Origin of the sequence: Citrobacter sp. Cu233 (assembly GCF_030332225.1) — a bacterium.
GTDB lineage: Bacteria > Pseudomonadota > Gammaproteobacteria > Enterobacterales > Enterobacteriaceae > Citrobacter.
The window spans coordinates 42,437-60,561 of record NZ_JAOWIF010000043.1 but is presented as its reverse complement, the minus strand read 5'-3'; the positions used below and the strand labels follow the sequence as shown (position 1 = coordinate 60,561).

The following is an 18,125-nucleotide window of genomic DNA, read 5'->3' as shown; positions in this document are numbered from 1 at the left end:
GCGAAATGGTTGATATGACTAAAACTACCACCGAGAAAAAACTCACTCCGAGTGACATTCGTGGCGTGTTCATTCGTTCTAACCTGTTTCAGGGTTCATGGAACTTCGAACGTATGCAGGCGCTGGGCTTCTGTTTCTCCATGGTACCGGCTATTCGCCGCTTGTATCCGGAAAACAACGATGCTCGTAAGCAAGCCATCAAGCGTCACCTGGAATTCTTTAACACCCATCCCTATGTAGCGGCACCGGTTCTGGGCGTTACACTGGCAATGGAAGAACAGCGTGCGAATGGCGCAGAGATTGACGATGGTGCTATCAACGGTATCAAAGTTGGTCTGATGGGGCCGCTGGCAGGCGTGGGCGACCCGATTTTCTGGGGTACAGTGCGTCCGGTATTCGCCGCGCTCGGCGCGGGCATCGCAATGAGCGGTAGCCTGCTGGGTCCGCTGCTGTTCTTTATCCTGTTCAACCTGGTACGTCTGGCAACCCGTTACTACGGCGTGGCATACGGCTACCGTAAAGGCGTCGATATCGTTAAAGATATGGGCGGCGGCTTCCTGCAGAAACTGACTGAGGGGGCGTCAATCCTCGGCCTGTTTGTTATGGGGGCCTTGGTTAATAAGTGGACGCATGTGAATATCCCACTGGTGGTTTCCACAATCACCGGTCAGGATGGACAGACACGCGTGACCACCGTGCAGACAATCCTTGACCAGCTGATGCCGGGACTGGTTCCTCTGCTGCTGACCTTCGCCTGTATGTGGCTTTTGCGTAAGAAAGTAAACCCGCTGTGGATCATCGTTGGTTTCTTCATCATCGGTATTGCGGGCTACGCTGTCGGCCTGCTCGGCCTGTAAGACTGTTGTAAATCACCGGGGGCTTGCCCCCGGTTTTTTCTATTTAGAGGGTTGAGGATTCATGACTATCACGGACCTGGTGCTGGTTCTTTTTATCTTATCGCTGCTGGCGTATGCCATTTACGATCAGTTCATCATGCCCCGCCGTAATGGCCCCACTCTACTTACTGTTGCCCTGCTTCCACGCAGTCGAGTCGACAGCGTTATCTTCATAGGCTTGATTGTTATTCTGATCTACAACAACATCACCAGCCACGGAGCACAATTCACCACATGGTTATTATGTGCACTGGTGTTAATGGGGTTGTATCTGTTCTGGATCCGTACACCCAAAATTATTTTCAAACAAAAAGGTTTTTTCTTCGCCAATGTCTGGATCGAATATGACCGGATTAAAGAGATGAATTTATCAGAAGATGGTGTGCTGGTGATGCAATTAGAGCAGAGACGATTGCTTATTCGCGTACGAAATATAGACGACCTGGAGAAGATATATAAACTTCTCATTTCAAACCAATAAGTTAAAAATATAGCCCGAACTATGTTTTTTTATATCTCAGTGAAAAACAAACATAGCTAAGGCTATATTCCTCCGCCCATATACTATTTAACTTAACGTTTTATCTATAAATAAATCTAAATGAAAATTGTTTTCATTTAGAAGTCAAATAATATTTCTGCGTTTCTTGTCTTATATTCCAAAAATATGTTAAGGTTGCGCCCGTCGTTGGGGAGTAGCCGATTTCCAGACTCCGGAAATGTACGTGTCAACATACTCGTTGAAAAACGTGGCACGTACGGACTGAACATCACGTTTAGTCAGGCGAGACCATAGGCACATCAACTGCAATGCATATTTGAATGGCTCTGTATAGACAGTGGGTCCGCTCAGTGTGCATAGTTACTGGGGGCAGTGATGTGTTTTATGGAATACCCCGGTCAGGACGCTGTTATGAATATCACTGCAACTGTTCTTCTCGCTTTCGGCATGTCGATGGATGCTTTCGCAGCATCAATTGGCAAAGGCGCCACCTTACATAAACCTAAATTCTCTGAAGCCCTGCGTACCGGCCTTATTTTTGGCGCAGTCGAGACCCTTACGCCGCTGATTGGCTGGGGAATGGGCATGCTTGCCAGCAAATTCGTGTTGGAGTGGAATCACTGGATCGCCTTCATCCTGCTTTTCTTTTTAGGTGGCCGAATGATAATCGAAGGTTTCCGCGACAATGGCGATGAAGACGAAGAGCCACAGCGCCGCCACGGTTTTTGGCTACTGGTTACCACCGCAATTGCCACCAGTCTCGATGCAATGGCCGTCGGCGTGGGTCTGGCCTTTCTTCAGGTGAACATCATCGCGACTGCGCTTGCTATAGGCTGCGCCACATTAATTATGTCTACTCTCGGGATGATGATCGGACGTTTTATTGGCCCGATGTTGGGCAAACGCGCGGAAATTCTGGGTGGGGTAGTCCTGATTGGTATCGGTGCCCAGATTCTCTGGGCACACTTTCACGGTTAATCTACACGCTGCCAGATATGAATACTAAAGTCTGTCTGGCAGTCAAATACCGATTTCTTCGCCAGCGCCTCCCAGACTTCCGGTTTTGCTCGCCAGGCAAAAGGCGTCATTTGCAGTAATGAGACCGCCTCACTACCATTGAGCTGCATCTGATACCCCAGAGCAATACGCTGTTGCAGGACAAAGCCGTCAAGCTGCTCTGTATGTGCCGCATGCAGACGCACCTCATCATAAATCAGCCCCTTAAGCTCCATTAAATGCCGCGGGCCTGGCGTGGCCGTAATCACCCCCCCACCCGGTTTAACCACACGAGCCAGCTCTTCTGCTTTACAAGGTGCGTAGATCCTGATGATGGCGTCCATTGACGCATCGGCAAACGGCAGACGATGACTTGAGGCAACGCAAAAAGTCACTTGTGGATAGCGCCGGGCTGCAGCCTTAATCGCCACTTTCGAAACGTCCAGACCAAAGGTCGAGCTATTCGCTATCGCATCCGCGAAAGCGTGGGTGTAGTACCCTTCTCCACAGCCGATATCCAGAATCGACACATCACTTGTTCCCAGCCTCTCGCTGAGCGCATTCACAATCGCATCACGCAGCGGTTGATAGTGCCCGGCATCCAGAAATGCCCGGCGAGCCTGCATCATTTCCGCACTGTCACCCGGATCGCGCGACCGCTTATGCTGAACCGGCATCAGGTTGACATACCCCTCTTTTGCCACGTCAAACTGATGCCGTCCAGGGCACACAAAACTGTTATTCGCTTGAGTAAGAGGCTGATGACAAAGGGGACAGGAAAACGACATGACAACTCCGGCTGGTGATTTAAGGGCGCAAGTGTAACGCGATTCGCGCCCCGCGAAAATAACTTACAGCGACGGCGAGGTCTGGCTACTGCCGTGCATCACCAGCAGATGGTCAGAATCGGCTGGCATTCCGTCGGGTTTCACATTTTCCAGACGCAGGACGTCCCCCATGATCTGGCTGAACACCGGAGCCGATACCGCACCGCCGTAGTAAGCGCCGTTTTGTGGGTTATTTATCACCACGACCAGCGCGAATTTCGGATCACTGGCAGGGGCAACCCCTGCCGTATAAGCCACGTATTTGTCGACGTACTTACCGTCATCGCCTATTTTTTTTGCCGTCCCGGTTTTCACCGCAACACGATAATCCCTCACCGCAGCCTTGGTCCCACCTCCGCCGGGCAGCGCAACGCTCTCCATCATATGTTCAACCTGATGCACCAGCGCTTCTGGCATTACGCGGGTTCCTATCACCGGTGGGTCGATACGTGTAATTGAAAGCGGTCGGTAGACGCCAAAACTGCCAATAGTGGCATAGACATGTGCCAGTTGGAGCGGTGTCACCATTAACCCGTAACCGAATGCAAAGGTCGCGCGATCCAAATCGCTCCAGTAACGTCGCTGAGGCATTAAGCCGCTACTTTCTCCGGTGAGACCTAAGCCGGTGGGATCACCGAAGCCAAAGCTTTTATAGGTATCCAGCAGTTTCTGTACCGGCATTGCCAGCGAAAGGTGCGACACACCGGTATCGCTCGATTTCTGCAAAATACCGGTAAGCGATAGCTCAGGGTAAAACCCGACGTCGCGGATACGATGACCATCAACATTAAAGGGATGGGTATCAATCACGCTGTCAGGCTGCACAATCCCCTGCTGGAGAGCGGTCATGATCACTAATGGTTTGACGGTTGAGCCAGGCTCAAAGGTGTCACTAATGGCACGGTTGCGGAAATCATCCAGTACCGCGCCTTCGCGGTTATTAGGGTTAAAATCGGGAAAACTCGCCATCGACAGGATTTCACCGGTGGCAATACTGATCAGCACCGCCGCACCAGAATCCGCTTTATTCCATGTCACGGCATTGTCCAGCGCATCTTCAGTCACCGTCTGCAGGCGTTCATCAATACTGAGCTGCAATTCGTGCGCGGGGACCGGCATCACTTCCGTTATATTTTCAATCACATGTCCGAACTTGTCTTTGCGCACAAGGCGAGAGCCGGGTTTCCCCATCAACTGACTGTTGAAACTTTTCTCCAGGCCTTCAATACCTTGTCCATCAATGTTCGTAAAGCCGATGAGATTCGCCGCCACATGACCTGCGGGATAGAAACGGCGGGATTCTTCGCGCAGATTGATCCCCGGGAGATTAAGATCATCGACCCACTCTGCCTGCTGCGGGGAAATCTGTCGTGCCAGATAGATAAAACGCCCGGTAGGGTTACTGTTTACACGTTCCGCCAGTGAACTGAGTGACAGATGCAGGGTTCTGGCCAGTGCTTGCCAACGCTCGTTATAACCCACGCCCCCCTTGCTTATAATGGTCTTGGGATCGGCCCAAACTGCATTCACCGGCACGCTTACTGCAAGGGGACGTCCTTCTCTGTCGGTAATCATCCCGCGCGGTGAGGCGATGGTGACTTCACGTAACGAACGCATATCCTCCTGCTTGACCAGATTTGTTGGGGTGACGATTTGTAACCACGCAACCCGACCAAGCAACAATCCCAGACTCAACAATATTGCCACACAAAGCAGGGCAAAACGTACGGGAGTAAAATTGCGCGCATCGCCGTCGTTTTTCTTTTTCACCGGGGCTCCAGCATGATAGTTTTTCAGGTGACTGATTTAACGGGAATTACCGGGAGAAAGCGGGAAAAACAATGCTACGAACATCACGCCTTTGCAACAAAGCACTAATGGAGAGGCATTCAGAAATATTTTGACGTAATTTGAATTAAAAAGCCCCGCATAAGCGAGGCTTTTTATCTGAATTGGTTGCGCCTGAGCGCTTCAAATCAGTGGTATCGATCAGATAGCTGTTACGTTAACAGCAGCCGGACCTTTCTGGCCGTCCTGAATTTCGAACTCAACGTTCTGGCCTTCAGCCAGAGTTTTGAAGCCGTTACCCTGGATAGCGGAGAAGTGTACGAACACGTCTTTGCTGCCATCAGCCGGAGTAATGAAACCAAAACCTTTGGACTCGTTGAACCACTTAACTTGACCTTTAATCTTTGCCATTTGCAAAATTCCTTAGAGTATTTTCTTCGCCCGCAGGCATAACATAGATAAAACTGAGACATTACTGCTTGAGGCACTAATATAAGGTTCGGCAGAGAAGCGGTATTCAACGTCAACGTGTTTACTCAGGACTTCTTTACTGAAAATGCCACACATAAACAGAACTGTACCTCGTTTAACCCAAACCGTGTTATCACATACAACGTTAATAATGGCAAGCCATTTTTAAACGTGTCTCGATCGGTCGCACAAATCCCGCAGTTCATCAAACAACAACTGCACAGTTATGCGCCAGACTAGTATGCGCCAGACCAGGTAGAGATATATCCCCGCCTCTCCCCCTTGCCCCGGCTGGCCTGCGCCGTAGCAAGGACTTTTCTACCATAGCTCATAAGGTTGAACTGTTCCAGATTATCTGTCACGGCCTCTGCCAGATATCATTTTTTATGCTTAGTAATGCATAAAATATCACAAGCATAAAAATGAGATCAGCATTCTGGTTTTGCACCAAAATAATGAAAGAATGATGACAATGCACAAAAAAAAGTAAGAGAAACGTTTCGCTGATAATAAAACGATCGGTATCACAAAAATGACACAATCATATTATTAATCTATGGATAATTATATTTATGTCGAACCAGCGATAAGATATTAATTGGTCAGAGCATCTGGAAAAACGCAGGTTCCACGTATGCCAGCGCAGTAATTGCTGGATTGTTGCAGAAGAAAATAATCTGATATCGTTGACGACAGGATGAAGCATCTGAGAATAGCATCTACAGACTCTCACCCTGTCTTTCTGTTTACTACCGTTCGGCTACCAGGCGAATGATGTCATCATCTTCATCCTGAGTTTGCACCGCAGCAGGCTCTTCTGCTTTTTCCGGTTCGTTAGCTTCACAAAGACGACGGAGCAATGCGTTCTGTCGTTTTTGCTGATCCAACAACGCCTCAAGCAGTTCAATCTGCTCGTTAGTACGCGAACTTGCCCGATTGACGAAAAACCACAATACAAGCCCGATGACCAGAACCACCACCGATACCGCTAAAGACGCAAAACTCAACGCGCCAGAATTCAAAACTTCGTTCATTTCACCACCTCAATGTAGACAGCGTAGTTTACCACTGCCGCACAAGAAGGTAATCAACTGTTACTGAAATGCGCTTACCAGGGAATAAATTTATTGATGGCGCAAATTCCGCTGAAAAATTGTACGTCCTGATCGCACATGATGTTGAACACCTGCGCCCACATCAGTATGCATACCAGCACGACAACTATCAGGACCACCCATCGAATTTTTTTCACTCCAACTCCACTCTCCGAATCTACAGCTTATGTTGATAAATTATCATGAGTTACCTAAACCCTAAGTTAACTGTAACGGCATTAAATGTTTTTAGGAATGATTCACTTGTTTCATCCCATGTACAGGCTAATCTAATAATAACGAGAAAAGATAAGAGGTTGTAATGCGTCTGATTATCCGCGCTATTGTGTTGCTCGCTCTGGTTTGGATCGGTTTATTACTGAGTGGCTACGGCGTTTTGATAGGAAGTAAGGAGACTGCAGCAGGTCTGGGCCTGCAATGTCAATATCTGACCGCCCGCGGGACCAGCACCGCGCAATACGTCCATACCCAAAGCGGCATCATTGGCCTGTCAGATTGTCCCCTGTTGAGGAAAAGCACCGTAGTTATCGATAACGGTTAATATAGCAGCAAAAAGTCAGTATGTTATTTGCTCCGGCTACGATGTCAGGTCGTAAAAAACCCGATACGCTGTATCGGGTTTTTTGCATATCGCAACGCGTTAAAATCAGAACGGGTAATCGTTATAACCCATTTGCTCTGAAATCTTACGCGCTGCGGTGTGCAGCATTTCGACATATTCGTGCAAACGTTCTTCAGAAAAACGCAGCGTCGGGAATGAGATACTCAGACCCGCAATAACCACACCGAAACGATCAAATACCGGTACACCAATGCAGCGCAGTCCTTCTTCCTGCTCTTCGTTGTCTTCGCCGTAGCCCTGCTCACGGACTTTGTCCAGCAATACCAGCAATTCATCGGTGTTCGTGATTGTACGATCGGTACTGCGTTTGTACTCAATACCATCCAGAATTTGTTTCACTTCATCGCGGTCACGCCATGCCAGCAGCACTTTACCAATGGCGGTACTGTACAGCGGATTACGACGACCTACACGGGAATACATGCGCAAATTGTACATCGAGTCGATTTTATGGATGTAGACAATGCTGTCTTCATCCAGCGCACCGAGATGTACCGTTTCTTTGGTCAAACGCGAAAGCTCGCGCATCTGGATGTCAGCGCTACGGATCAGATCAACGTTCTGTAATGCACGCGCGCCCAGCTCAAATAGTTTCAGGGTCAGGGAATATTTCTCAGACTCGCCTTCTTGTGCCACATAACCCAGCGTTTTCATGGTCTGCAAAAAGCGGTAAACGGTGCTTTTCGACATCATGACGCGTTGTGACAATTCGGTAATACCAATTTCGCGCTCTTCACCCAGCGCCTGCAGGATGCCAAAAACCTTCAGCACGGAAGATACAGAATCGGGTTGTTTATCCAGATCTGCGATAGCCATTTACCACCTCATTGCGAGTGTTTTATAAAAATCAGAACCGGTTTTTATTATAATTTCACGTACCAGCCGTCGCAATCTGTCTTTGCTCACTTAGTTACAAATCTGCGACCTAACGCCTGAATATCAATGCTAAAATTATTATTCTCATCATAATTTCCGACAAAATTGACTTCCTATGGAAAAAAATCAGGCTGATGGCCTGCCATTGCCCCAGCGGTACGGTGCAATTTTAACCATTGTTATTGGCATCTCTATGGCTGTACTGGACGGCGCAATTGCTAACGTTGCCCTGCCGACGATTGCCACCGATCTTCAGGCCTCCGCGGCCAGCTCAATCTGGGTCGTTAACGCCTACCAAATCGCAATTGTCGTATCACTCCTGTCACTCTCATTTTTGGGTGATATGTTTGGCTACCGACGCATATACAAGTGCGGACTGGTGGTATTTCTGCTCGCATCACTTTTCTGTGCCCTTTCCGATTCGCTGCACATGCTAACACTGGCGCGTGTGGCTCAGGGTTTCGGCGGAGCGGCATTGATGAGCGTGAATACAGCACTCATTCGCTTGATTTATCCGCAGCGTCAGCTTGGTCGAGGCATGGGGATCAACTCCTTTATCGTGGCGGTTTCCTCAGCAGCAGGCCCGACTATTGCAGCAACGATCCTCTCTATTGCCTCGTGGAAATGGTTGTTTCTGATTAACGTCCCACTGGGAATTATCGCGTTGCTGCTGGCCATGCGCTTCCTGCCACCTAATACACCGCGTAGCAATAAGCCACGTTTTGATCTGCCCAGCGCGGTGATGAATGCGCTAACGTTTGGTTTGCTAATCACCGCACTTAGCGGTTTTGCACAAGGGCAATCACTTACGTTAATTGGTGCTGAGCTCGTAGGCCTCATCGTGGTAGGTTTCTTTTTTATCCGTCGTCAGCTCGCACTGCCAGTACCGTTACTACCGGTTGATCTGCTACGGATCCCCCTTTTTTCACTCTCAATTTGTACGTCGATATGTTCATTCAGCGCGCAAATGCTGGCGATGGTTTCCTTGCCCTTCTTTTTACAAACCGTACTGGATCGTAGCGAAGTCGAAACAGGGTTACTACTGACCCCGTGGCCGCTCGCAACCATGGTCATGGCGCCGCTGGCTGGTTATCTGATTGAACGCGTTCATGCGGGTCTTTTAGGTGCGCTGGGGATGGCCGTCATGGCAAGCGGGTTATTTTCGCTGGTGCTACTGCCTACCGCACCTTCTGATTTTAATATCATCTGGCCGATGATTTTATGCGGTGCGGGTTTTGGCTTGTTCCAGTCACCGAATAATCACACCATCATCACCTCCGCACCACGTGAACGCAGTGGCGGTGCGAGCGGGATGCTGGGAACGGCACGCTTGCTTGGACAAAGTACCGGGGCAGCGCTGGTTGCATTGATGCTAAACCAGTTTGGCGACAGCGGCACGCACGTCTCGCTGATTACTGCGGGCATCCTGGCAACTGTTGCGGCAATTGTTAGCGGATTACGTATAACCCAGCCCCGGATTAATGCATAAAAAAAGCGCGCCTTTCGACGCGCTTTTGCTTTTTCGTTTACCACGGATTACTTCAGGTATTCACCACTACGCAGCGCTTCAATACGTTTATCCAACGGTGGGTGAGTCATAAACAGCTCACTCAACGATTTGGATTTACCGTTGATGCAGAACGCCATCATGCTGGTCGCTTCCTGCGGCTCATAACTGGTTTTCAGACGCTGCAATGCGGCAATCATCTTCTCACGACCAACCAGTTTTGCAGAACCTGCATCCGCATGGAATTCACGATGGCGTGAGAACCACATGGTAATAATGCTCGCCAGAATACCAAACACCAGCTCCAGGACCGTCGCCACGGCAAAATAGATTAATGGATTGCCGTTACTTTCCTCCCCTTCATCGCGGTTCCCGCCCATAAAACCAGCGGCAATCTGCGCAAGAATACGCGAAATGAAGATAACAAAGGTGTTCACTACCCCCTGAATCAGCGTCATGGTAACCATATCGCCATTGGCAATGTGGCTAATTTCATGCGCAATAACAGCTTCAGCTTCATCCGGGCTCATGTTTTGCAGCAGGCCAGTACTAACGGCTACCAGCGAAGCATCCCGGCGTGCGCCGGTAGCAAACGCGTTAATATCCGGCGCATGGTAAATAGCCACCTGTGGCATAGCGATCCCGGCCTGACGAGCCTGTATCGCTACCGTATTCACCAGCCAGCGTTCTCTCTCATTACGCGGCTGCTCAATAACTTCTCCACCAACGGACTTTAACGCCATCCATTTGGACATCAGCAGCGAAATGAAGGAACCACCAAAACCAAACAGCAGTGCCATAATTAACAAGCCTTGAACGCTGCTTGACTGGATCCCTGTCAGGCTCAATACCAGCCCGAAAACGACCATCACAGCCAGGTTCGTCAGCAGGAAGAGCGCGATTCGCATCATAATTTTCTTTTAACCTCAATTTAACAAAACGCACTATGCGATTACCCATATCGTATGGGTCTTACGGCTATTTTCAAGCATGCATAGGTGCTAAGTCACCAGAAAGACACAACTTTACATTTTAACGAATCAGACTGACGACTTCATGCGTTTGTTAAAAAAACAGGCACAATTTCTTGTGCCTGTTTGACGTTATTGACTGGTCGCGGGCTGTTCCGCTGGCTTTTCTTTTTCAAGATGCGCCAGGTCGAGCGCGATTTTCACCGTTTCATCCAGATACGGATCTGGCTCCTGGTAATCCTTCGGCAGATCGTCCAGTTTCTTCAGCAACGGCTTACCTTCTCGCTTAAACCGATCGTTGATACGTGCCAGACGCATTGCGTCATCTTCGTTATTCTCTTTCTCACGCTGGGCGTAATTCAAAGAGGCGATGTTGCGCTTATCCTTCATCGCGTTGAAACGCGCAATATCTTTCATGATGTACTGAAACTCAGGATCGTTCGCAATACGCGCATTGTGCTCTTTCAGCAATTCCGGTCCAAACGGCGTCAGGTTATCGGACTTGGTGTAGGTTGCAGCATCAATGCTGTCCCACGGCAGCGCGTTATCTTCGAACTTCTCACCGGTTTCGGTTTCTTCATTACCTGTCGGCATGATGATATCCGGCGTTACGCCCTTACGCTGCGTGCTGCCACCATTAACGCGGTAGAACTTCTGAATGGTGTACTGAACAGAACCCAGTGCCGGCCATTCAGGACGCAGCATCTGATCGTAAATACGATTCAGAGAACGATACTGCTGTACGGTGCCCTTACCAAACGTCGGTTCACCGACAATCAGTGCACGGCCGTAATCCTGCATCGCCGCGGCAAAAATCTCTGATGCCGAGGCACTGAAGCGGTCAACCAGCACGACCAGCGGGCCTTTGTAGTAAACAACGCCATCGGTATCGCTGTCTTCACGCACTTTACCGTTGTTGTCGCGAACCTGAACCACCGGACCAGAAGGTATAAACAGACCAGAAAGCGATACGGCTTCGGTCAGTGCTCCACCACCGTTGGTGCGCAGATCGATAATCACGCTGCTGACATTCTGTTTTTCCAGTTTCTGCAGTTGAACTTTGACATCATCTGTCAGGCCAACATAAAAACCCGGAATATCCAGAACACCAACTTTTTCTTTGCCAACGGTTTTCACCGACATTTTAACGGCACGGTCTTCCAGGCGAATACGCTCACGCGTCAGCGTAACGGTACGTGTCTTGGTGCCCTTACCTGCCGGCAGGATCTCAAGGCGAACCTTGCTGCCTTTTGGTCCTTTGATCAGCGCGACAACATCATCCAGACGCCAGCCAATCACATCCACCATGCCTTTACCGGTCTGACCGACGCCAACAATACGATCGCCAACGCTTATCGCTTTGCTCTTGGCTGCCGGGCCACCTGCAACCATGGAGTTAATGACGGTGTAGTCATCATCCATTTGCAGAACCGCGCCAATACCTTCCAGAGACAGGCTCATTTCAGTATTGAACTGCTCAGTATTACGTGGAGACAGATAGTTAGTATGCGGATCGATTTCGCGTGCAAACGCGGTCATCGCCAGTGAGAACACATCTTCACTGTTTGTCTGTGCCAACCGGCGGATGGCGAATTTGTAACGACGTGTCAGTGTTTCACGGATTTCAGCGTCGGTTTTACCCGTCAACTTCAGGCTGAGTTCGTCAAATTTAACCTTGCCGTCCCACAGCGCGTTCAGCTCTGCTTCGCTCTTCGGCCACGGAGCTTTACTCCGATCAAGGTTAAAATTGTCGTTACCTGTGAAATCCATTGGACGTGCCAGTACGCTTAATGCGTACTGGTAACGTTCAAACCGGCGCTTCTGCGCCAGATTATAGAGATCGTAAAAGACATCGAGTTTGCCGGTACGCAGTTCATCACCCAGGACGGTTTTCTTTTTGGCAAACTGCTCAATATCGCTCGCCAACAGCACGTTATGGCTGTAGTCGAGCAGATTCAGATAGCGGTCAAAAATTTTCGCCGAAAACGCCTGATCCAGATCGAATTGGCGATAATGTGAACGCGTAAAGCGTGATGTCACACGTTCACTCACCGTCGCATGCTGGGTTTCTTCCTTTAAAACGGGGAGTTGATCGGCACGCGTGATGTCTTCCACAGCGAGTGCCTGGCCTGCAAATGCAAGCAGACCAGCTAACGCAGTAAGCCTAAAAAAAGTGTTCATGCCAGGCCTGGCCTCCGTTTCAGAACACCAGGTGTTCTGCGCGTACAATCAAAGACATACCCGAATTCAGCTGTACACGGACGCCATCTTTGGTGATTTCTAATACGGTGGCATCCATCGCATTGTTGCCTGCTTTCACCTTCAGAGACTGCCCTACCGTCAGCACTGAAATATCAGATACTGGGGTATGCTGTTCTTCACGAGGAGCACGCGGTGCTTTTGCAACTGGTTTTTCAACGCGAGGTTTACGCTCAGCACCCTCTTTACGACGCGGTGCCGGGCGCGGCTTACGTTCACGACGCGGTGCGTCTTCTTTTTCACCAGCAGCGGCTGCCGCTTCGCGTTTTTTCGCCTGTTGCTCTGCACGTTGCGCCTGAACGCGGGCTTTCGCTTCTTCAAGCTGTTTACGCGCATGTTCAACGTGTTGCTCATCCAGCTCACCACATGGGTTACCGTCGAGGTCGACACGCGTTGCGCCCAGCTTAACGCCGTACAGATAACGCCAGCTTGATGTATAGAGACGTAAGGCCGAACGGAGCTGTGTTTTACTGAGGTTCATTTCGCCCTCAACACGCTCTACCAAATCCTGAAAAATGCCAATTTTCAGCGGGCGCGCTTCGCCTTCCGCACTAAAACACTGCGGGAAGCGTTCGGCCAGAAACGCGATGACTTCTTTACTGCTATTCAACTTAGGTTGATTTTCCATGAAATTTCCTGATTACAACGGACGTAGCCAACAAGCGCAGGCATGAACAGGCGTCATTATAATGACGTCATCAGTAATTGCTACGTTATCCGTTGATTATCCTGCGACGGTCGCAAAGAATTTTTTGTAATCCGTCGTTGCAAGCACGGTTTCAAGCTGTACCACCAGCGTCCGCAGCCCCTGTTCATCTTCTTCAGTAAAGCGACCAAACGCTGTGCTATCAATGTCCAACACGCCGATAATTTGATTCTCAACCGTAATTGGCAGAACGATTTCCGCATTGCTGGCGGCATCACAAGCGATATGGCCATCAAAGGCATGCACATCCTCTATACGCTGAACCTGATTCTGCGCCACCGCAGTACCGCACACGCCGCGCCCTACCGGGATGCGTACACAGGCGATTTTCCCCTGGAAGGGACCGAGCACCAGCGTATTGTTCTCAAGCAGGTAAAAACCTGCCCAGTTCACTTCTGCAAGACGTTCGTACAATAACGCGCTGGTATTCGCCAACGTTGCCAGAAAACTGGTTTCACCTGCCATTAATGCCTGAAAATCCCGGTTCAGATCCGTGTATAGCTCTATTTTGTTCATTATGTAATCACTTAGTTGTCTTACTTAAAACTGCAGCCCACTAAAATAAACATTAAATGCGTAAATGCTCAAGATCATTCCCGTCATGGGTTAAGATAACATTACTTCAACACTTTGATTCGCGATACATGGCCCTTACTCATCCACGCATCACGCCGACTAAAAAAATAGCGATCAGGTCCATTGGTGAAGCGCTACCCCGTGCGCATTACCAACGATGCCCTGAATGTGACCTGCTGTTTAGCTTGCCGAAAATGCGTTCGCACCAAAGTGCATTCTGCCCACGCTGTCAGGCTAAAATTCGTGACGGCCGTGACTGGTCGTTAACGCGACTGGCGGCAATGGCTTTCACTATGCTGTTACTGATGCCCTTTGCATGGGGAGAGCCGCTGCTGCACATCTATTTATTAGGCATACGCATTGACGCGAATGTGGTACAGGGCATCTGGCAGATGACCCGGCAAGGCGATCCGCTGACCGCATCCTTCGTGATGTTTTGCGTCATTGGTGCTCCCGTAATACTCGTGTCATCAATCGCTTATCTGTGGTTTGGCAATATCCTCGGCATGAACCTGCGCCCGGTATTATTGATGCTGGAAAGGCTTAAAGAGTGGGTCATGCTTGATATCTATCTTGTCGGTATCGGTGTCGCCTCTATCAAAGTGCAGGACTATGCTTTTCTGCTGCCCGGAGTGGGACTCTATGCATTTATCGCACTGGTGATCCTGAGCATTTTGACGCTATCGCACCTCAATGTTGAGCAGTTGTGGGAACGCTTTTATCCACAAAGGCCTGCACGCCGCCCCGACGGACAGCTTCGTGTTTGCCTCGGCTGTCACTTTACAGGTTATCCTGATGCCCGAGGCCGTTGTCCCCGTTGCCATATTCCATTACGCTGGCGCAGAAATCAGAGCATCCAAAAGTGCTGGGCAGCGCTGCTGGCCTCGATTGTCCTGTTGCTGCCTGCTAATCTGCTGCCCATCTCAATCATTTACGTTAACGGTGCCCGTCAGGAAGACACTATTCTGACCGGCATCATGTCCCTGGCGAACAGCAACGTTGGTGTAGCAGCCATTGTTTTTATCGCCAGTATTCTGGTGCCATTCACCAAAGTGATTGTGATGTTTACGTTGTTGTTCAGTATCCAGTTTAAATGTGAACAAGGATTACGCACCCGCATCCTGCTACTCCGTATGGTGACCTGGATTGGTCGCTGGTCGATGCTGGACCTGTTTGTTATCGCCTTAACAATGTCGCTGATAAATCGCGATCAGATACTTGCTTTTACTATGGGACCGGCTGCGTTTTATTTCGGTGCAGCGGTAATATTGACTATTCTTGCAGTGGAATGGCTGGACAGCCGCTTACTTTGGGATGCACATGAGTCAGGAAACGCCCGCTTCGCAGATTGAAGCGCAGATTAAAACAAAACGCCGTATCTCTCCGTTCTGGCTGCTGCCGTTCATCGCGCTGATGATTGCAGGATGGCTCATCTGGGGCAGCTACGAAGATCGTGGCAATACCGTGACCATCGACTTTATGTCCGCAGACGGCATTGTGCCAGGTCGGACTCCCGTGCGCTATCAGGGTGTCGAAGTTGGCACCGTGCAGGATATCAGCCTAAGTAAAGATCTGCGCAAAATTGAAGTTCGGGTCAGCATCAAGTCCACCATGAAGGATGCTCTGCGCAAAGACACGCAATTCTGGCTGGTAACGCCGAAGGCATCACTGGCGGGCGTTTCTGGCCTCGATGCGCTGGTTGGTGGGAACTATATCGGGATGATGCCGGGCACCGGCGAGCCGGAAGATCATTTCGTCGCGCTCGACACGCAGCCAAAATATCGGCTGAATAATGGCGATTTAATGTTGCATCTGCAAGCACCCGACTTAGGTTCTCTCAACAGCGGTTCGTTGGTTTATTTCCGCAAGATCCCGGTAGGCCGGGTCTATGACTACACCATCAACCCCAATCATCAGGGGGTAACCATCGATGTACTGATTGAGCGTCGCTTTACCAATCTGGTGAAAAAAGGCAGTCGTTTCTGGAATGTGTCCGGGGTGAATGCCGATGTCAGCCTGAGCGGCGCAAAGGTAAAACTGGAAAGTCTGGCCGCGCTGGTCAATGGCGCCATAGCCTTTGACTCCCCAGAAGATTCTCAACCTGCCGCCGCCGACGACACGTTTGGGTTATATCAGGATCTCGCCCACAGCCAACGTGGCGTGATCGTCAAACTTGAGCTACCCAGCGGCGATGGACTGAAGGCTGGATCAACCCCGCTGATGTATCAGGGCCTGGAAGTCGGGCAACTGACCAGGCTGGATTTGAATCCGGGTGGTAAGGTCACCGGTGAAATGACCGTCGACCCCAGCGTTGTCACGCTACTGCGCGACGGCACGCGCATTGAGTTACAAAACCCCAAATTATCATTAAACGATATGAGCCTGAGCTCGCTGTTAACAGGAAAAACGTTTGAACTGGTGCCCGGCGAAGGTGAACCACGTAGTCAGTTTGTGGTGATCCCCGGTGAGCAGTCCCTGCTTCATGATCCCGGCGTTATGACGCTTACGCTGACCGCCCCGGAAAGTTACGGCATCGATGCCGGCCAGCCGCTGATCCTTCATGGCGTACAGGTCGGTCAGGTTATCGAGCGGAAGCTATCAAGCAATGGCGTTTCATTTATCGTTGCTATCGAACCGCAGCATCGTGCACTGGTGCAAGGTGACAGCAAATTCGTGGTTAATAGTCGAGTGGATGTCAAAGTGGGCATTGATGGCGTTGAGTTCCTTGGCGCCAGTGCCAGCGAATGGATAAGCGGTGGCATTCGCATTTTACCTGGTACCAAAGGTGAAATGAAAAAAAGCTATCCGCTGTATGCAAACCTCGAAAAAGCCATTGAGAACAGTCTGAGCGATCTGCCAACCACGACCGTCAGCCTGAGCGCCGAGACACTACCAGATGTGCAGGCCGGGTCAGTGGTGCTATACCGTAAATTCGACGTCGGTGAAGTCATTAGCGTACGCCCTCGTGCCGATGCATTTGATATCGATCTGCATATCAAACCGGAATACCGTAATCTGTTAACCAGCAACAGCGTGTTCTGGGCTGAAGGTGGCGCAAAAGTTCAGCTTAACGGCAGCGGCCTGACCGTACAGGCCTCTCCCCTGTCGCGGGCGCTAAAAGGGGCGATTAGCTTCGATAACCTGAGCGGTGCCGGCGCCAGTCAGCGTAAAGGCGACAAGCGTATTTTGTACGCGTCAGAGACCGCTGCACGTGCGGTAGGTGGACAGATTACTCTGCACGCATTTGACGCCGGGAAACTCGCCGCAGGGATGCCAATTCGCTACCTGGGGATTGATATCGGTCAGATCCAGACCCTAGAGCTGCTCACCAGCCGTAACGAAGTTCAGGCAAAAGCGGTGTTGTATCCGGAGTATGTCCAGACGTTTGCGCGTAGCGGTACACGTTTCTCGGTAATTACCCCGCAAATTTCGGCGGCAGGTGTAGAGCATCTGGACACTATCTTGCAGCCCTACATTAACGTGGAACCAGGACGTGGTAATCCGCGCCGTGATTTTGAACTGCAGGAAGCGACGATTACTGATTCACGTTACCTTGATGGTCTGAGTATCGTGGTAGAAGCGCCAGAAGCGGGATCACTAAATATCGGTACTCCGGTTCTGTTCAGAGGTATTGAAGTGGGGACCGTCACGGGTCTGACGCTGGGTTCACTGTCCGATCGCGTGATGGTGGCCATGCGCATCAGTCAGCGCTACCAGCACCTGGTGCGCAATAACTCCGTGTTCTGGCTGGCATCTGGCTACAATCTCGATTTCGGCCTCACCGGCGGTGTCGTGAAGACGGGTACCTTCAATCAGTTTATTCGCGGTGGTATCGCGTTTGCCACCCCACCAGGTACGCCACTAGCGCCGAAAGCGCAGGCGGGTAAACACTTCCTGCTGCTGGAGAGCGAACCGAAAGAATGGCGTCAATGGGGAACTGCCCTGCCACGCTAATTTGTCCCCCGCGCCGGCGTACTCGCGCCGGCGCGGTTAGCCTCGTCATACTTCAAGCA

18 protein-coding genes and 1 riboswitch are annotated in these 18,125 nt (G+C 50.4%); of the genes, 7 read left to right on the top strand and 11 right to left on the bottom strand.

Going from position 1 to position 18,125, the window contains the following annotated elements; translation table 11 throughout:
- The first annotated feature begins 5 nt into the window (after positions 1-5).
- The 3 genes from OGX95_RS21105 (at position 6) to mntP (ending at position 2,376) form a co-directional block, all read left to right on the top strand.
- The gene (locus tag OGX95_RS21105; RefSeq protein WP_006684184.1) at positions 6-857 is read left to right on the top strand and encodes a PTS mannose transporter subunit IID; all 852 of its coding nucleotides are present in this window, start codon (positions 6-8) and stop codon (positions 855-857) included.
- A 61-nt stretch (positions 858-918) separates the two neighbouring features.
- Positions 919-1,377, top strand: coding sequence for a DUF986 family protein (locus OGX95_RS21100; RefSeq protein ID WP_286630872.1), 459 nt, complete (start codon positions 919-921; stop codon positions 1,375-1,377).
- A 197-nt stretch (positions 1,378-1,574) separates the two neighbouring features.
- Positions 1,575-1,678, top strand: a riboswitch (yybP-ykoY riboswitch).
- A gap of 131 nt (positions 1,679-1,809) precedes the next feature.
- On the top strand, positions 1,810-2,376 hold the full coding sequence (gene mntP / locus OGX95_RS21095; protein WP_286630871.1) for a manganese efflux pump MntP: 567 nt from the start codon (positions 1,810-1,812) through the stop codon (positions 2,374-2,376).
- Here the strand turns inward: mntP and rlmA are convergent.
- The 6 genes from rlmA to mgrB all read right to left on the bottom strand — a co-directional run bounded on the left by rlmA (position 2,373) and on the right by mgrB (position 6,732).
- Positions 2,373-3,182 carry a 23S rRNA (guanine(745)-N(1))-methyltransferase gene (rlmA, locus tag OGX95_RS21090; protein WP_286630870.1) on the bottom strand — a complete coding sequence of 270 codons (810 nt, stop codon included), beginning with the start codon at positions 3,180-3,182 and terminating at the stop codon, positions 2,373-2,375. The two genes, mntP and rlmA, sit on opposite strands and share 4 nt — an antisense overlap.
- 63 nt (positions 3,183-3,245) lie before the next feature.
- Positions 3,246-4,991, bottom strand: a complete 1,746-nt coding sequence (gene ftsI2 / locus OGX95_RS21085; protein WP_286630869.1) for a peptidoglycan DD-transpeptidase FtsI2/PBP3(PARA) — start codon at positions 4,989-4,991, stop codon at positions 3,246-3,248.
- Positions 4,992-5,210: 219 nt separating this feature from the next.
- Positions 5,211-5,420, bottom strand: a complete 210-nt coding sequence (gene cspE / locus OGX95_RS21080) for a transcription antiterminator/RNA stability regulator CspE (RefSeq protein ID WP_001062678.1) — start codon at positions 5,418-5,420, stop codon at positions 5,211-5,213.
- A gap of 12 nt (positions 5,421-5,432) precedes the next feature.
- Positions 5,433-5,576, bottom strand: a complete 144-nt coding sequence (locus OGX95_RS21075; protein WP_003034983.1) for a DUF2627 domain-containing protein — start codon at positions 5,574-5,576, stop codon at positions 5,433-5,435.
- 653 nt (positions 5,577-6,229) lie between these two features.
- A complete protein-coding gene (locus OGX95_RS21070; protein ID WP_286630868.1) occupies positions 6,230-6,514 on the bottom strand; it encodes a YebO family protein in 285 nt (94 codons plus the stop codon).
- Positions 6,515-6,588: 74 nt separating this feature from the next.
- The gene (mgrB, locus tag OGX95_RS21065) at positions 6,589-6,732 is read right to left on the bottom strand and encodes a PhoP/PhoQ regulatory lipoprotein MgrB (protein WP_003034977.1); all 144 of its coding nucleotides are present in this window, start codon (positions 6,730-6,732) and stop codon (positions 6,589-6,591) included.
- Between the two features lie 164 nt (positions 6,733-6,896).
- Here mgrB and OGX95_RS21060 point away from each other — a divergent pair, with 164 nt between their 5' ends.
- A complete protein-coding gene (locus OGX95_RS21060) occupies positions 6,897-7,136 on the top strand; it encodes a YobH family protein (protein ID WP_286630867.1) in 240 nt (79 codons plus the stop codon).
- 105 nt (positions 7,137-7,241) lie between these two features.
- On the opposite strand, the gene kdgR is transcribed toward OGX95_RS21060, so the two are convergent.
- Complete coding sequence (kdgR, locus tag OGX95_RS21055; protein ID WP_005120190.1) at positions 7,242-8,033, bottom strand: DNA-binding transcriptional regulator KdgR; 792 nt, start codon at positions 8,031-8,033, stop codon at positions 7,242-7,244.
- A gap of 175 nt (positions 8,034-8,208) precedes the next feature.
- Between kdgR and OGX95_RS21050 the strand changes: the two genes are divergently transcribed.
- Positions 8,209-9,582, top strand: a complete 1,374-nt coding sequence (locus OGX95_RS21050; protein WP_286630866.1) for an MFS transporter — start codon at positions 8,209-8,211, stop codon at positions 9,580-9,582.
- A gap of 47 nt (positions 9,583-9,629) precedes the next feature.
- On the opposite strand, the gene htpX is transcribed toward OGX95_RS21050, so the two are convergent.
- The 4 genes from htpX to msrC all read right to left on the bottom strand — a co-directional run bounded on the left by htpX (position 9,630) and on the right by msrC (position 14,052).
- On the bottom strand, positions 9,630-10,511 hold the full coding sequence (gene htpX / locus OGX95_RS21045) for a protease HtpX (protein ID WP_286630865.1): 882 nt from the start codon (positions 10,509-10,511) through the stop codon (positions 9,630-9,632).
- A gap of 192 nt (positions 10,512-10,703) precedes the next feature.
- Positions 10,704-12,752, bottom strand: a complete 2,049-nt coding sequence (gene prc, locus OGX95_RS21040) for a carboxy terminal-processing peptidase (protein WP_286630864.1) — start codon at positions 12,750-12,752, stop codon at positions 10,704-10,706.
- A 19-nt stretch (positions 12,753-12,771) separates the two neighbouring features.
- Positions 12,772-13,458 (bottom strand): RNA chaperone ProQ, encoded by a 687-nt coding sequence (proQ, locus tag OGX95_RS21035; RefSeq protein ID WP_286630863.1) that lies wholly within the window; start codon positions 13,456-13,458, stop codon positions 12,772-12,774.
- Positions 13,459-13,554: 96 nt separating this feature from the next.
- A complete protein-coding gene (msrC, locus tag OGX95_RS21030) occupies positions 13,555-14,052 on the bottom strand; it encodes a free L-methionine (R)-S-oxide reductase MsrC (RefSeq protein ID WP_286630862.1) in 498 nt (165 codons plus the stop codon).
- A gap of 128 nt (positions 14,053-14,180) precedes the next feature.
- On the opposite strand from msrC, the gene yebS reads away from it, so the two are divergent.
- Both yebS and OGX95_RS21020 read left to right on the top strand, forming a co-directional pair.
- The gene (yebS, locus tag OGX95_RS21025) at positions 14,181-15,464 is read left to right on the top strand and encodes a membrane integrity lipid transport subunit YebS (protein WP_286630861.1); all 1,284 of its coding nucleotides are present in this window, start codon (positions 14,181-14,183) and stop codon (positions 15,462-15,464) included.
- The gene (locus OGX95_RS21020; protein WP_286630860.1) at positions 15,433-18,066 is read left to right on the top strand and encodes a PqiB family protein; all 2,634 of its coding nucleotides are present in this window, start codon (positions 15,433-15,435) and stop codon (positions 18,064-18,066) included. Before yebS ends, OGX95_RS21020 begins: the two co-directional genes overlap by 32 nt.
- Positions 18,067-18,125: the final 59 nt, after the last annotated feature.